Below are 12,544 nucleotides of genomic sequence, written 5' to 3' on the forward strand. Positions count from 1 at the left end.
TCCGGCTCCGCTGATGTGCCGTCGGCGACCCAGCGTAGCGGTCATGATCTTCGTGACGGCAGCCGATTCCCGCATCCCGGCCCGGGCCGGGCAAGATGGGGGCGTGACCCTCATCGACCAGCTCCCGCCGAACGCCGATCCCGACGCCCTGTACGAAGCCTTCGAGTCGTGGGCCCAGGAGCGCGGTCTCACGCTCTATCCCCACCAGGAGGAGGCGCTGATCGAGGTGGTCTCCGGGGCGAACGTGATCGTGTCGACGCCCACCGGCTCCGGCAAGAGCATGATCGCCGCCGGCGCCCACTTCGCCGCCCTGGCCCGGGACGAGGTCACCTTCTACACGGCTCCCATCAAGGCGCTGGTGTCGGAGAAGTTCTTCGAGCTGTGCAAGCTGTTCGGCACCGAGAACGTCGGCATGCTCACCGGCGACGCCTCGGTGAACGCCGACGCCCCCGTGATCTGCTGCACCGCGGAGGTGCTGGCCTCGATCGCGCTGCGCGACGGCAAGCACGCGGACATCGGCCAGGTCGTCATGGACGAGTTCCACTTCTACGCGGAGCCGGACCGGGGCTGGGCCTGGCAGATCCCGCTGCTGGAACTGCCGCAGGCGCAGTTCGTCCTGATGTCGGCCACGCTCGGTGACGTCTCGTTCTTCGAGAAGGACCTCACGCGCCGCACCGGCCGCCCCACGGCGGTGGTCCGCTCCGCGACCCGCCCGGTGCCGCTGTCCTACGAGTACCGCTACACGCCGCTGACCGAGACGCTCACCGACCTGCTGGACACCCGGCAGGCGCCCGTCTACATCGTGCACTTCACGCAGGCCCAGGCCGTGGAGCGGGCGCAGGCGCTGATGAGCATCAACATGTGCACGCGCGAGGAGAAGGAGAAGATCGCCGATCTGATCGGCAGCTTCCGCTTCACCACCAAGTTCGGCCGCAATCTCTCCCGCTACGTACGGCACGGCATCGGCGTCCATCACGCCGGCATGCTTCCCAAGTACCGGCGCCTGGTGGAGAAGCTGGCGCAGGCCGGTCTGCTGAAGGTGATCTGCGGGACCGACACGCTCGGCGTGGGGGTCAACGTCCCGATCCGCACGGTGCTGTTCACGGCCCTGACCAAGTACGACGGCAGCCGTGTGCGCACACTGCGGGCCCGCGAGTTCCACCAGATCGCCGGCCGGGCCGGGCGCGCGGGCTTCGACACGGAGGGCTTCGTCGTCGCCCAGGCGCCCGAGCACGTCATCGAGAACGAGAAGGCGCTCGCGAAGGCCGGAGACGACCCCAAGAAGCGGCGGAAGGTCGTCCGGAAGAAGGCCCCCGAAGGGTTCGTGGCCTGGTCGGAGAGCACGTTCGAGAAGCTCATCGCCTCCGAGCCGGAGCCGCTGACCTCCCGTTTCCGGGTGACCCACACGATGCTGCTGTCGGTGATCGCCCGGCCCGGCAACGCCTTCGCCGCGATGCGGCACCTGCTGGAGGACAACCACGAGCCGCGCAAGCAGCAACTGCGGCACATCCGGCGAGCGATCGCCATCTACCGGTCGCTGCTGGACGGCGGCATCGTCGAGAAGCTCGACCAGCCCGACGCCGAGGGCCGCATCGTCCGGCTGACCGTGGACCTCCAGCAGGACTTCGCGCTGAACCAGCCGCTGTCCACCTTCGCGCTCGCCGCGTTCGAGCTGCTGGACCCCGAATCGCCGTCCTACGCCCTGGACATGGTGTCCGTCGTGGAGTCCACGCTGGACGACCCGCGGCAGATCCTCGCCGCCCAGCAGAACAAGGCGCGCGGTGAGGCCGTGGCCGCGATGAAGGCGGACGGCGTCGAGTACGAGGAGCGCATGGAGCGTCTCCAGGACATCACGTACCCGAAGCCGCTGGAGGAACTGCTCTTCCACGCCTACGACACCTACCGGCGCAGCCACCCCTGGGTCGGTGACCATCCGCTGTCGCCGAAGTCGGTCATCCGCGACATGTACGAGCGGGCGCTGACCTTCACGGAGCTGGTCTCGCACTACGAGCTGGCCCGCACCGAGGGCATCGTGCTGCGCTACCTCGCGAGCGCCTACAAGGCCCTCGACCACACCGTCCCGGACGACCTCAAGTCCGACGACCTCCAGGATCTGGTGGAGTGGCTGGGCGAGATGGTGCGCCAGGTCGACTCCAGTCTGCTCGACGAGTGGGAGCAGCTCGCCAACCCCGAGGTGATGACGGCCGAGGAGGCCCAGGAGAAGGCCGACCAGGTGCGGCCCGTCACCGCCAACGCGCGTGCCTTCCGCGTCCTCGTGCGCAACGCGATGTTCCGCCGTGTCGAGCTGGCGGCCCTCGACCAGGTGGAGGAGCTGGGCGAGATGGACGGCGACGCCGGGTGGGACGCGGACGCCTGGGGCGAGGCCATGGACGCGTACTGGGACGCGTACGACGACCTCGGCACCGGTCCCGACGCCCGCGGCCCGAAGCTGCTGGTGATCGAGGAGGAGCCGAAGAACGGTCTGTGGCGCGTGCGGCAGATCTTCGACGACCCCGACGACGACCACGACTGGGGCATCAGTGCCGAGGTCGATCTCGCGGCCTCGGACGCCGAGGGCCGTGCGGTCGTCCGCGTCACCGATGTCGGCCAGCTCTGACCACAGGAGAACCCCACCGATGACGAATCCGGCCGAGAGCCTCGTCGCCCTGCTCGACCTGGAGCAGATCGAGGTCAACATCTTCCGCGGCCGCAGCCCCGAGGAGTCGCTGCAGCGGGTGTTCGGCGGCCAGGTGGCCGGGCAGGCCCTGGTCGCCGCCGGGCGTACCACGGAGGGCGACCGCCCGGTGCACTCGCTGCACGCGTACTTCCTGCGCCCGGGTCGCCCGGGCGTGCCGATCGTGTACCAGGTCGAACGGGACCGGGACGGGCGGTCGTTCACGACCCGCCGGGTCACCGCCGTGCAGCAGGGCCGCACGATCTTCACGCTCACCGCCTCCTTCCACAAGCCTGAACAGGGGAGCTTCGAGCACCAGTTGCCGCCGGCGCGCAAGGTTCCGGACCCGGATTCGCTGCCGACGGTCGCTGAGGAGATCCGGGAGCACCTGGGTGCGCTGCCGGAGCAGTTGGAGCGGATGGCCCGCCGCCAGCCCTTCGACATCCGCTACGTCGACCGGCTGCGCTGGACCGCCGAGGAGGTCGAGGGCGCCGAGCCGCGCAGCGCGGTGTGGATGCGCGCCGTCGGACCGCTCGGCGACGATCCGCTCGTGCACACCTGCGCGCTGACCTACGCCAGCGACATGACCCTCCTGGACGCCGTGCGCATCCCGGTGGAGCCGCTGTGGGGGCCGCGGGGCTTCGACATGGCGTCGCTCGACCACGCCATGTGGTTCCACCGGCCGTTCCGCGCCGACGAGTGGTTCCTGTACGACCAGGAGTCCCCGATCGCGACCGGCGGGCGGGGACTCGCCCGCGGGCGGATCTACGACGTGGAGGGACGCCTGCTGGTCTCGGTCGTCCAGGAAGGGCTGTTCCGGGCCCTGTAGGTCACGCTTCCGCGCGCCGGAGCCGGCCGAGCAGCCCGCGGAAACGTCCGCGTTCCTCGGCCGGTTGCCGTCGCGGCCCCGGGCCGGGTGCCTCCGCCACCGGGTGGGGGGCACGCCGCCGGGCCGGCCGTTCCGGGTGAGCCGCCGGGTACGGGAGGGCCGCACCGCGACCCGGGTGCGTGGACCGGTGACGCGCCGGATGCCGTCCGGGGGGCGGCGGGGGGCGGTGCCCGGCTTCTGCCGAGGCCGTGACCGTCCTCGAGCCGTGTCCCTCTCCCCTCGGTGCTCCCGGCCCCGGACTCTGCCCGAGCGATGCCCTCGCGACCTCGGCGGACGGGGAACGCCCCCACAGGACCGGGCGGGGTGCCGGACGGTGTTCGCGGGCGGTTTCCACCGCGCGCGCCAACTCCGCCCGGAGGCGTCCGGTTTCGTCAGGGCCGGTCGCTGTCACGAGCCTTTCGGCGATCTCCGCTGCCGGGGAGCCCGGTGAGCCGTGGCGCGGCACGGCCGGGCGGAACCGGCTCAGGTGGGAGCGCTCGTAGGGGTCCCCGACCGTCTGCGAGACGTCGTCCGCGGTGAGCAGCGAGGCCACGGCGGCGGCCCGGGCCCACGGATCGTCCGCCTGGCGGAGCAGCGACTCCAGGTACCGGCCCCGCCAGTTGCGCGCCCGCAGGTCCAGTTCCTCCGTCAACTGGTCCCTCAGTCCCTCCGGCATGCGCCCCTTCAGCAGCGGCGTGTTCCGCTCGTCGGCCGCGAACCGGCGCAGGTCGTCGGCGAGATACAGCCACACGACGGCCCGATAGCGGTTGAGGTAGAACTTCGCGGGCACCAGCAGGCCCAGCCTGGCCAGGCGTGTGAACCGCGCCTTCGTCACGTCCATGAGGGCAGCGCCCTCGGTCGTCCCCACCGTCCGCACGGCGGCCCGCAGGGTGCCGGGAAATCCCTCGCCCGCGCGGATCCGCTCGATCTCGGCGCGTGGCACGCGCCGGCCGCCTCCGCCGTCGTCGGGCGCGGTGCGGATGCGTCCCAGCCGTACCGCGATGGCGAACTCGGCGCGCTTCAGCCCGAGTTCCCGGGCCGCCCGGCTCGGCGCGACCGAGGACTCCCGGTCGCCGGCGACGCGGCCGGCGGTGGGCGTGGCTTCGTGCGTGACGGTCTTCCCGGACATGCTCGTCTCCCCCGTGGAGTGTGCGGGCGGACGCCGTTTGCGCCCGCCTGACACAAGACCGTAGCCGCTGCCGGATCATCCCGTGCGGGCCTGTGGACAACGTCGCCCGCACCGCTTCCACCTGTGGAAACGCCAGGTCAGAGCTCCGTCGACGGGTTCCGGCCGGGCTGTCGGGCATCGACGTCGAGGTGCTCGCCGACCCGGTTGACGAGCAGCGTCATCTCGTAGGCGATCTGTCCGATGTCGGACTCCGCGCCGCTGAGCACGCACAGGCAGCTTCCCGAGCCCGCGGCCGTGACGAACAGCACCGCGTCGTCGAACTCGATCACCGTCTGCCGCACCCCGCCGGCGCCGAAGTGGCGTCCCGAGCCCTTGGCCAGGCTGTGGAGTCCCGACGAGACGGCCGCGAGATGCTCGGCGTCCTCCCGCCGCAGCCCCGTGCTCGCGCCGGTCACAAGCCCGTCGTTGGACAGGACCAGCGCGTGCCGTACGTGGTCCACGCGCTCGGTCAGGTCGTCCAGCAGCCAGCCGAGCCCCTGCTTCTGCGCCATGATCCGTTCTCCCCCTGTTGTCCCCGTATGCATTCGTCTCCCCCTGCCCGGGGGATCTGCCCGCCAGCCTTCACCACACCCGTGCCCCGGGCAAGCAGGATGGGTTCATGGCACAGAAGATGACCGACGATGAGTGGCGGGCGTTCGTCTCGGAGGGCACCCGCACGGCGAAGCTCTGCACCGTTCGCGCGGACGGCAGCCCGCACGTGGCACCGATCTGGTTCCTGCTGGACGGGGACGAGGTGGTGTTCAACACCGGGAAGGAGACGGTGAAGGGGCGCAATCTGGCCAGGGACGGCCGGGTGGCGCTGTGCGTGGACGACGACCGGCCGCCGTTCTCCTTCGTCGTGCTGCACGGTCGCGCGCGGCTTTCGGAGGACCTCGGCGAACTCCGGCACTGGGCCGCGCGGATCGGGGGCCGCTACATGGGCGAGGAGCGCGCCGAGGAGTTCGGAGCCCGGAACGGCGTACCGGGCGAGCTCCTGGTCCGCGTCACCGTCGACAAGGTGCTGGCGCACCGGGACGTCGCGGAGTGAGACCACCGCCCGGTGAACCGCTACGCCGCCCCCGGAGCGGGGCCACGGGGGCGGCGGGGCGCTCAGCGCACGGAGTCCAGCAGCCGGGCGGTGTGCATCCGCCCGGCGTACTCGACCAGCCGGATCAGTACCTCCTTGCCCGAGTCGCGTTCCCGTGCGTCGCACAGCACCACGGGTGTCCCGCCGTCGAGGTCGAGGGCGCGCAGGACGTCCCGGGCGTCGTGGCGGTGGGCGCCCGTGAAGCAGTTGACGGCCACCACGAAGGGGATGTGCCGGTGCTCGAAGTAGTCGACCGCCGGGAAGCAGTCCTCGAGGCGCCGGGTGTCCGCGAGCACGACCGCGCCAAGGGCGCCCTGGGCGAGCTCGTCCCACAGGAACCAGAAGCGGTCCTGGCCGGGCGTGCCGAAGAGGTACAGGGAGAGCCCGGACCGGATGGTGATGCGGCCGAAGTCCATGGCGACGGTCGTGGTGACCTTCTTGTCGACACCGCCGGTGTCGTCCACCCGTTGACCGGCCTCACTGAGCAGTTCCTCCGTGCGCAGCGGCCTGATCTCGCTGACCGCGCCGACCAGGGTGGTCTTGCCCACGCCGAATCCTCCGGCGACGAGGATCTTCAGCGCCAGCGCGGTCGGGTCGACGCCGGTGGCGTCGCAGTGTTCGGAGACCATCGATCACTTCTCTCGGGAGTCGCGGCGACGGACGGCGGCCGCGGGTGTGTGCGGCGGTGCCGGCGTGCGCGGGCGAGTTCTGCGGGTGGGCGGTTCGTCGGGAACGTTGGTCGCGGTCGGGGGGCTTCGGCCCGCTCCCGGGCCGGGGGCTCTACAGGGCGCGCAGCCCGTTGATCACCTCGCGCAGGATCCGTTCGTCGGGAAGCTGCGCGGGCGGCACGGGGCGGGTGACGGTCACGGCGCCGCGTTCGACCAGGTCGCCGAGGAGGACGCGGACGACGCCCACGGGCAGGTCCGCCTCGGCCGCGAGTTCGGCGACCGACTGGGTCTCGGCGCACAGCTCGACCAGGGCCCGGTGCTCCGGTCCGAGCGCGGTCCGGTCGGCCCCCGACGCGCCCGGGGCCGCCGTCACGAGGGCGATCACGTCGAACCGCACCCCCACGGCACCGGGCCGGGTGCGGCCGCCCGTCATCGCGTAGGGGCGGACGAGAGGCCCGGCCTCGTTGTCGTACCAGTGGCTGCCCGGCGGGTGGGGGGCGCCGTCCGTCATGTCGTCGGTCATCTGCGCGTACCGCCCTGGCGGGTCATCCGGCGGCGGGCGGCCGGGCCGTCGAGCGCGGCGCGGTGTAGAGGTGTTCGCCGACGCGCCTGACCAGCCGCGCCATCTCGTAGGCGACCAGACCGATGTCGGCGGTGACGGCGGTGAGGAGGGCGAGGCAGGAGCCGTCGCCCGCGGCGGCCACGAACAGGAAGGCGTCGTCCATCTCGACCATGGTCTGGCGCACGCCCCCGGCGCCGAAGTGCCGCCCCGCGCCCTTGGCGAGGCTGTGGAAACCGGAGGAGACGGCGGCCAGATGCTCGGCGTCCGCACGTCCGAGACCTGATGACGCGCCCACGGCGAGCCCGTCGTTCGACAGCACCACGGCGTGCCGCACCTCGCTCACGCGCACGACCAGGTCGTCCAGCAGCCAGTCGAGTTCACCGGTCCGCCGGTCGGGCGTCGTGCGGGGGTCCTGGATCATGCGGGGTCTCCTTCGCTGGTGACGTGGCTGGTCTCCGCGCCGGGCGGGGCACCGCGGCCGGGTTGCCCGCCGCCGCCGCGTGTCCAGCCGTCGCGGTAGGCGGCCATGCGGTCGCGTACGAGTTCGGGGGTGCGTTCGTCGTGGTCGTGCGGTGGGCGGGGTTGCCGGGGCTCCTGCGGCCGCCCGTCGCGCAGTTGGGGGGCGAGGCTGGCCTGGCGCACCCGGCGGGGAAGGGCGTCGGGCCCGGTGGAGCGGTCGGGTGACGGGGCGGAAGGGCCGTCGGGTGAGCGGTGCAGTCGCAAGGCGGAGACTCCTGTCGGCCGACTGGTCGTCGCGCTGTCCGCCGCCGGTGCGGCTGCCGGGGCCGGGACGGGGGTCACCGGCGCGGGGCGCCCGGCCGGGGCGGGGGCGGGCTCCTGGCGGGGGATGCCCGCGGGCACCCGCGCGTACCCGCCGTCCCCGTGCTGTCCGGCCTCCCCCGGCGTCCCCGGGGAGCGTCGTGCCTGCGTCCCGAGCGGCCGGGGCCCCTCGGGCAAGGGCCTCGCCTCGACGGGCGAGCGCCGGTCGCCCTCGGGGGAGGGTCCGGCCGCCGTGCCGTGCAGCAGGGCGGTGGGCAGCAGGACGACGGCGGTGGTGCCGCCGTAGGGCGAGGTTCTCAGGTGGACCTTGATGCCGTGCCGGGCCGCGAGCCGGCTGACCACGAACAGGCCCAGCCGGTCGCTGTCGAAGAGGTCGAGGGCCTCCGAGTGGGCGATGCGCCGGTTGGCCTCGGCGAGGGTCTCCGGGCCCATGCCGAGCCCGCGGTCCTCCACTTCGAGCGCGTAGCCGTTGCCGACGGGCTCGCCGGTGACCCTCACGCGCGTGTGGGGCGGCGAGAACTGCGCGGCGTTCTCGATGATCTCCGCGACGAGGTGGGTGAGGTCGGCGACGGCGGCACCGACGACGGACGCGTCGGGCAGTTGCCGCAACTCCACGCGCGCGTAGTCCTCGACCTCGGAGACGGCCGCACGGACCACGTCGGTCAGCGGGACCGGCATCCGCCAGGCCCGCCCCGGGGCCGCGCCCGAGAGGATGATCAGGCTCTCGGCGTGGCGCCGCATGCGGGTGGTGAGGTGGTCGAGACGGAACAGGTCGCTGAGTTCGTCGGGGTCCTCGGAGCGTCGCTCCATGCTGTCGAGGAGGGTGAGTTGGCGGTGGACGAGGATCTGGCTGCGGCGGGCGAGGTTGACGAAGACCCCGGAGATGCCGCTGGCGAGTTCGGCGCGTTCCACGGCGGCCCGCAGGGCGGCGCGGTGCACGGTGCCCAGGGCCTCGGCGACCTGGCCGGTCTCGTCCTCGGCGGGCGTTCCCGGCGGGGCCTCGGACCGGACGTCGATCTCCTCGCCGGCCCGCAGTCGGCGCATCGCCTCGGGAAGCTTGTGCCGGGCGATCTCCAGGGCGCGGTTGCGCAGGCTCACCAGCTCGACCACGAGCCCGCGGCCGATGCGCACGGAGATGACGAGCGACGCGGCGACGGCGAGGAGACCGAAGAGGACCGCGGCCCCTGCCGAGGTGAGCACGCCGCGGGTGAACGGGTCGGCACGGTCCGCGACGCCGCGACCCGCGTCCCGCTCGATCTCCCTCATGCCGTCCCGCACACGCGCGTGCGCGGTGTCCCAGACGTGCGGCGGGGCGGCCGCCCGGATCGCGCGGTCGTCGGTCGCGGCGTCGAGCAGCCGGTCCTCGGTGTCGCCCACCGTCGTGTAGGCGGGGCCGTCGGCGAGTCGGTGCCAGGCGGCGCGTTCCGAGCCCCGCAGGTCGGCGACGGCGGACTCGGTGAGGGCGCGGCGGACGCCGACGGCGCCGGTGAACAGCCGCCGGCGCTCCCCGTCCAGGCCGCCGCCGAGCCGGGCGGAGGCGAGTACGGCGTCCTCCTGGGCCAGGGCCTCGCCCGCGCGGGCGAACTCGACCAGCACGCGCGCGTCGCTGCCGAGATCCGCGTCCTGGACGTCGCTGAGCGCACCGCCCACCGTGAAGGCCGTCGCGATGGCCGCCGTGTACCGCCGGTACGTCTCCTCCCAGTCGGCTCGGCGGTCGAGCACGGCGGTGCGCAGGGGGCCGAGGCGTTCGGCGCCGGTGACGAACGCCTCCAGGCGCCGGGCCACTCCGGTGGGCAGTTCCTCGCTGTCGGCGACGGTGCTGTGCTCGCCGAGCCGGAGCCTGCCGACGGCACGGTCGGTGTGGGCGGACAACGCCTCGTAGTCGCCGGCCGGCACCGCGGACGGATCGGTGGCGCGGCGGACGGCCGCTGTCCGCTCCGCCTGCAGAGCGGCGACGGCGGCGCTCACGGGTGCCCTGACCTGGACGTCCACGCGCTGGATCTGCCGCAGCCCGGCGACGTCCTGGGCGGTGGTGACGGTGGCGTAGCCCCACAGGGCCAGGAGGGAGACGACCGGCACCATCAGCAGGCAGACGATCTTGGCGCGCACGGTGCGCGGACGCATGCGGCTGCGCCACGCGCGCGTGGCGGCGGCGTTCGGCGCCTCGCCCGCGGTGTCCGCCGGGCCCTCGTCGGCCGGCGGTCCGGCGTGCGCGCGACGGCCGCGCGCGGGAGGCGGGGACGACGCATCGGCGCCGGCCGCCCGGTCCGCGGGGGTGGTCGCGGGGCTCGTACGGGGTGTACGCATGGCCTCCTCGCTTCTGACTCGTTCGCTGCGGGGCATCAGGGCCGGGCCCCCGGTCCTCTGGTGCCGGGACCGCCGCTACCCTGCGGCGCTGCCGGCGGGCTGCTGCGCCGAGGCGGACGCCTCGCGCTCCCCCGCCGTCGGTGACAGTGCGACGAAGGCCGAGGTCAGGAAGAGGTAGGACCCGAGGCCGACGGCGAGGGGGAAGATGAACTGCATCGCCGTGGCCCCGGGCAGGGCCTCGCCGGACGGGGTGACCCGCACGCTCACCGCGAACATCCCGGTGTAGTGCATGCTGCTCACGGCCGCTCCCATGAGCAGGGAGGCGAGGGTGACCGCGAGGGGCGACCTGATGTTGAGCGCGGCCCACAGCGCCGCCGTGGCCGCGGCGACGGCGATCACGACGGAGAGGGCCACCCGTGTCGGGTCGTAGGCGACGTCGCCGTGCAGGCGTACGGCGGCCATGCCGAGGTAGTGCATGCTGGCGACGCCGAGGCCCGTGGTGAGTCCGCCGAGCAGCAGGGCCCGTGGGCGGTCGCGGCCGTAGCCGACCGCGAAGACTCCGGCGCAGACGACGGCCATGGCGACGAGCAGGCTCATGAGCGTGAGCGGGACGTCGTAGCGGATGTCGGTGCCGCCGACCCGGAAGCCGAGCATGGCGACGAAGTGCATCGTCCAGATGCCGGTGCCGATGGCCGTGGCGGCGGTGAGGAGCCAGTTGCGGCGCGAGCGTCCGGTGGCGCCGAGGGCGCGCACGGTGCAGCGCAGTCCGAGGGCGGCGCCGGTGCAGGCCATCGCGTACGACAGCGCGGGTGTCAGCCAGCCCAGGGCGGCGTGGTCCAGGTGTCCCATGGCTCAGGGACGCTAGACCCGGCGAGGGCGCCCAACGGGGGCTCATTTCGAAAGGTGTCGGAATATGACACCGAGATGTGCTGGAACGATCGCGTCAGGGTCGAACATGTGCGCAACGGTTGTCACCCGTGCCGGTGAGGGATCATGCGAAGCATGAGCGACGACCATACGCACGTCCAGGAGTTCTTCACCGCCCGCGCCGCCGACTGGGACCGCCGCTTCCCCGACGACGGCCCCGCCTTCGCGGCCGCCGTCGCCGAGCTGGGTCTGCGCCCGGGCGACCGGGTGCTCGACGCCGGATGCGGCACCGGGCGGGCCCTGACGCCGCTGCGGGCCGCCGTGGGCCCGTCCGGAACCGTCCTCGGGGCCGATCTGACCCCGGCGATGCTCCGGGCCGCCGTACGCGCCGGGAGGGACCGGGAAGGGCGGTTGCTGCTGGCCGACGTGGCGGCGCTGCCGCTGCGCGCGGGGTCTCTGGACGCCGTCTTCGCGGCGGGGCTGATCGCGCACCTGCCCGATCCGGCGGCGAACCTGCGGGAGTTGGCGCGGGTCGTGCGTCCCGGTGGTGTGCTGGCGCTGTTCCACCCGATCGGCAGGGCGGCGCTCGCGGCCCGGCAGGGACGGCGGATCACCCCGGACGACCTGCGTGCCGAGCCCAACCTCCGGCCGCTGCTGGCCGCTTCGGGCTGGCGCATGACGTCCTACGCCGACGAGGACACCCGGTTCCTCGCCCTGGCGGTCCGGGAGGGCTGACGCTCGACGCTCAGACCGCTCCCGCGACGGCCTCGGTGAACGCGTCGGGGTTGTCGAACATGACGTTGTGCCCGGCGTCCGGCACGGTCACCACCCGCACACCGGCGGCCTCCAGGGCTTCCCGGCCGTCCAGGTCGCCGCTGAGCGCGCCCTGCAGATACACCCGGTCGACGCTCAGCCCTTCGAGAAGGGTGCGCATCACGGGCCGCGATCCGTGACGGAGCCCGACGGCGGAGCGGTGCAGGGCACGCGGGTCGGCCAGCCTCATCGTGGCCGCCCACAGGGGGCCGACGCCGTCCAGCACGCGCGCGTGGCCGCCGTTCACGAAATCGTTCTCCGTGTGGGAGGCGATGCCGCTGCTGCCCGCGGTCGGCGGCGGGAAGGCGTCGAGGTTGGCCTCGGTGAGGACCAGGCGGGACACCAGATCCGGCCGCCGGTGGGCCAGGACGACGGCGACCGAGCCGCCCATGCTGTGCGCGATCAGTTCGGCACCGGTCACACCCGCCGCGTCCAACGCCGCCGCGAGCGCCCCGGCGTGGTCGTCGAGGGTGTAGCCGAAGTCCTGGGGACGGTCACTGAGGCCGTGGCCGGGCAGGTCGACGAAGAGGCTGCGCCGGCCAGCGAGTTCGGGCCGGGACGCGATGTGCGCGTGGTAGACGGACGACATCGCCCCGAGCCCGTGCACGTACACCCGCGCGGGTTCCTCCCCCGGCGTCTGCGTCCAGCGGATCCGGCTGCCCCTGCCGTCGAACTCGGCCTCTTCCATCTCACCCTCCCTCGTCGTGCGGGCATGACGTTTCCCGCACGCCAAGAGAATACATCGGCCTC

The 12,544-nt window shown here is 73.2% G+C and carries 12 protein-coding genes; 4 read left to right on the forward strand and 8 right to left on the reverse strand.

Features of this window, described 5'->3' with window-relative positions; all coding sequences use genetic code 11:
* Positions 1-103: 103 nt before the first annotated feature.
* Both ACH499_RS17130 and ACH499_RS17135 read left to right on the forward strand, forming a co-directional pair.
* Entirely contained in the window at positions 104-2,617 is a 2,514-nt protein-coding gene (locus ACH499_RS17130) for a DUF3516 domain-containing protein (protein WP_356202763.1), read from the forward strand.
* A 19-nt stretch (positions 2,618-2,636) separates the two neighbouring features.
* Entirely contained in the window at positions 2,637-3,503 is an 867-nt protein-coding gene (locus ACH499_RS17135; protein ID WP_399016565.1) for an acyl-CoA thioesterase, read from the forward strand.
* A 1-nt stretch (position 3,504) separates the two neighbouring features.
* Here the strand turns inward: ACH499_RS17135 and ACH499_RS17140 are convergent, their stop codons facing one another.
* Positions 3,505-4,671 carry a DUF6397 family protein gene (locus tag ACH499_RS17140; protein ID WP_399016567.1) on the reverse strand — a complete coding sequence of 389 codons (1,167 nt, stop codon included), beginning with the start codon at positions 4,669-4,671 and terminating at the stop codon, positions 3,505-3,507.
* 137 nt (positions 4,672-4,808) lie between these two features.
* A complete protein-coding gene (locus tag ACH499_RS17145) occupies positions 4,809-5,222 on the reverse strand; it encodes a roadblock/LC7 domain-containing protein (protein ID WP_356202766.1) in 414 nt (137 codons plus the stop codon).
* 107 nt (positions 5,223-5,329) lie between these two features.
* On the opposite strand from ACH499_RS17145, the gene ACH499_RS17150 reads away from it, so the two are divergent.
* Positions 5,330-5,758: a PPOX class F420-dependent oxidoreductase gene (locus ACH499_RS17150; RefSeq protein WP_356202768.1), complete on the forward strand. Its 429-nt coding sequence runs from the start codon at positions 5,330-5,332 to the stop codon at positions 5,756-5,758.
* Between the two features lie 62 nt (positions 5,759-5,820).
* On the opposite strand, the gene ACH499_RS17155 is transcribed toward ACH499_RS17150, so the two are convergent.
* From ACH499_RS17155 to ACH499_RS17175, 5 genes are all read right to left on the reverse strand, one after another.
* Positions 5,821-6,426, reverse strand: coding sequence for an ATP/GTP-binding protein (locus ACH499_RS17155; protein ID WP_356202770.1), 606 nt, complete (start codon positions 6,424-6,426; stop codon positions 5,821-5,823).
* A 151-nt stretch (positions 6,427-6,577) separates the two neighbouring features.
* A complete protein-coding gene (locus tag ACH499_RS17160) occupies positions 6,578-6,988 on the reverse strand; it encodes a DUF742 domain-containing protein (protein WP_399016570.1) in 411 nt (136 codons plus the stop codon).
* 22 nt (positions 6,989-7,010) lie between these two features.
* The gene (locus ACH499_RS17165) at positions 7,011-7,448 is read right to left on the reverse strand and encodes a roadblock/LC7 domain-containing protein (protein ID WP_356202772.1); all 438 of its coding nucleotides are present in this window, start codon (positions 7,446-7,448) and stop codon (positions 7,011-7,013) included.
* Positions 7,445-10,114: a nitrate- and nitrite sensing domain-containing protein gene (locus ACH499_RS17170; RefSeq protein ID WP_399016572.1), complete on the reverse strand. Its 2,670-nt coding sequence runs from the start codon at positions 10,112-10,114 to the stop codon at positions 7,445-7,447. Before ACH499_RS17170 ends, ACH499_RS17165 begins: the two co-directional genes overlap by 4 nt.
* Before the next feature lie 75 nt (positions 10,115-10,189).
* A complete protein-coding gene (locus ACH499_RS17175) occupies positions 10,190-10,963 on the reverse strand; it encodes an MHYT domain-containing protein (protein WP_399016574.1) in 774 nt (257 codons plus the stop codon).
* Positions 10,964-11,116: 153 nt separating this feature from the next.
* On the opposite strand from ACH499_RS17175, the gene ACH499_RS17180 reads away from it, so the two are divergent.
* Positions 11,117-11,716, forward strand: coding sequence for a class I SAM-dependent methyltransferase (locus tag ACH499_RS17180; protein ID WP_399016576.1), 600 nt, complete (start codon positions 11,117-11,119; stop codon positions 11,714-11,716).
* A gap of 10 nt (positions 11,717-11,726) precedes the next feature.
* Here ACH499_RS17180 and ACH499_RS17185 read toward each other — a convergent pair whose 3' ends face one another.
* Entirely contained in the window at positions 11,727-12,482 is a 756-nt protein-coding gene (locus ACH499_RS17185; protein ID WP_399016578.1) for an alpha/beta fold hydrolase, read from the reverse strand.
* Positions 12,483-12,544 lie beyond the last annotated feature (62 nt).

Source organism: Streptomyces sp. NPDC018947 (genome assembly GCF_044390505.1).
Taxonomy (GTDB): Bacteria; Actinomycetota; Actinomycetes; order Streptomycetales; family Streptomycetaceae; genus Streptomyces.

Excerpts from the sequence above, each read along its gene's own strand:
- ACH499_RS17135 (WP_399016565.1), top strand. The coding sequence starts at position 2,637 with ATGACGAATCCGGCCGAGAGCCTCGTCGCCCTGCTCGACCTGGAGCAG.
- ACH499_RS17140 (WP_399016567.1), bottom strand. The coding sequence starts at position 4,671 with ATGTCCGGGAAGACCGTCACGCACGAAGCCACGCCCACCGCCGGCCGC.
- ACH499_RS17145 (WP_356202766.1), bottom strand. The coding sequence starts at position 5,222 with ATGGCGCAGAAGCAGGGGCTCGGCTGGCTGCTGGACGACCTGACCGAG.
- ACH499_RS17150 (WP_356202768.1), top strand. The coding sequence starts at position 5,330 with ATGGCACAGAAGATGACCGACGATGAGTGGCGGGCGTTCGTCTCGGAG.
- ACH499_RS17155 (WP_356202770.1), bottom strand. The coding sequence starts at position 6,426 with ATGGTCTCCGAACACTGCGACGCCACCGGCGTCGACCCGACCGCGCTG.
- ACH499_RS17160 (WP_399016570.1), bottom strand. The coding sequence starts at position 6,988 with ATGACCGACGACATGACGGACGGCGCCCCCCACCCGCCGGGCAGCCAC.
- ACH499_RS17165 (WP_356202772.1), bottom strand. The coding sequence starts at position 7,448 with ATGATCCAGGACCCCCGCACGACGCCCGACCGGCGGACCGGTGAACTC.
- ACH499_RS17170 (WP_399016572.1), bottom strand. The coding sequence starts at position 10,114 with ATGCGTACACCCCGTACGAGCCCCGCGACCACCCCCGCGGACCGGGCG.
- ACH499_RS17175 (WP_399016574.1), bottom strand. The coding sequence starts at position 10,963 with ATGGGACACCTGGACCACGCCGCCCTGGGCTGGCTGACACCCGCGCTG.
- ACH499_RS17180 (WP_399016576.1), top strand. The coding sequence starts at position 11,117 with ATGAGCGACGACCATACGCACGTCCAGGAGTTCTTCACCGCCCGCGCC.
- ACH499_RS17185 (WP_399016578.1), bottom strand. The coding sequence starts at position 12,482 with ATGGAAGAGGCCGAGTTCGACGGCAGGGGCAGCCGGATCCGCTGGACG.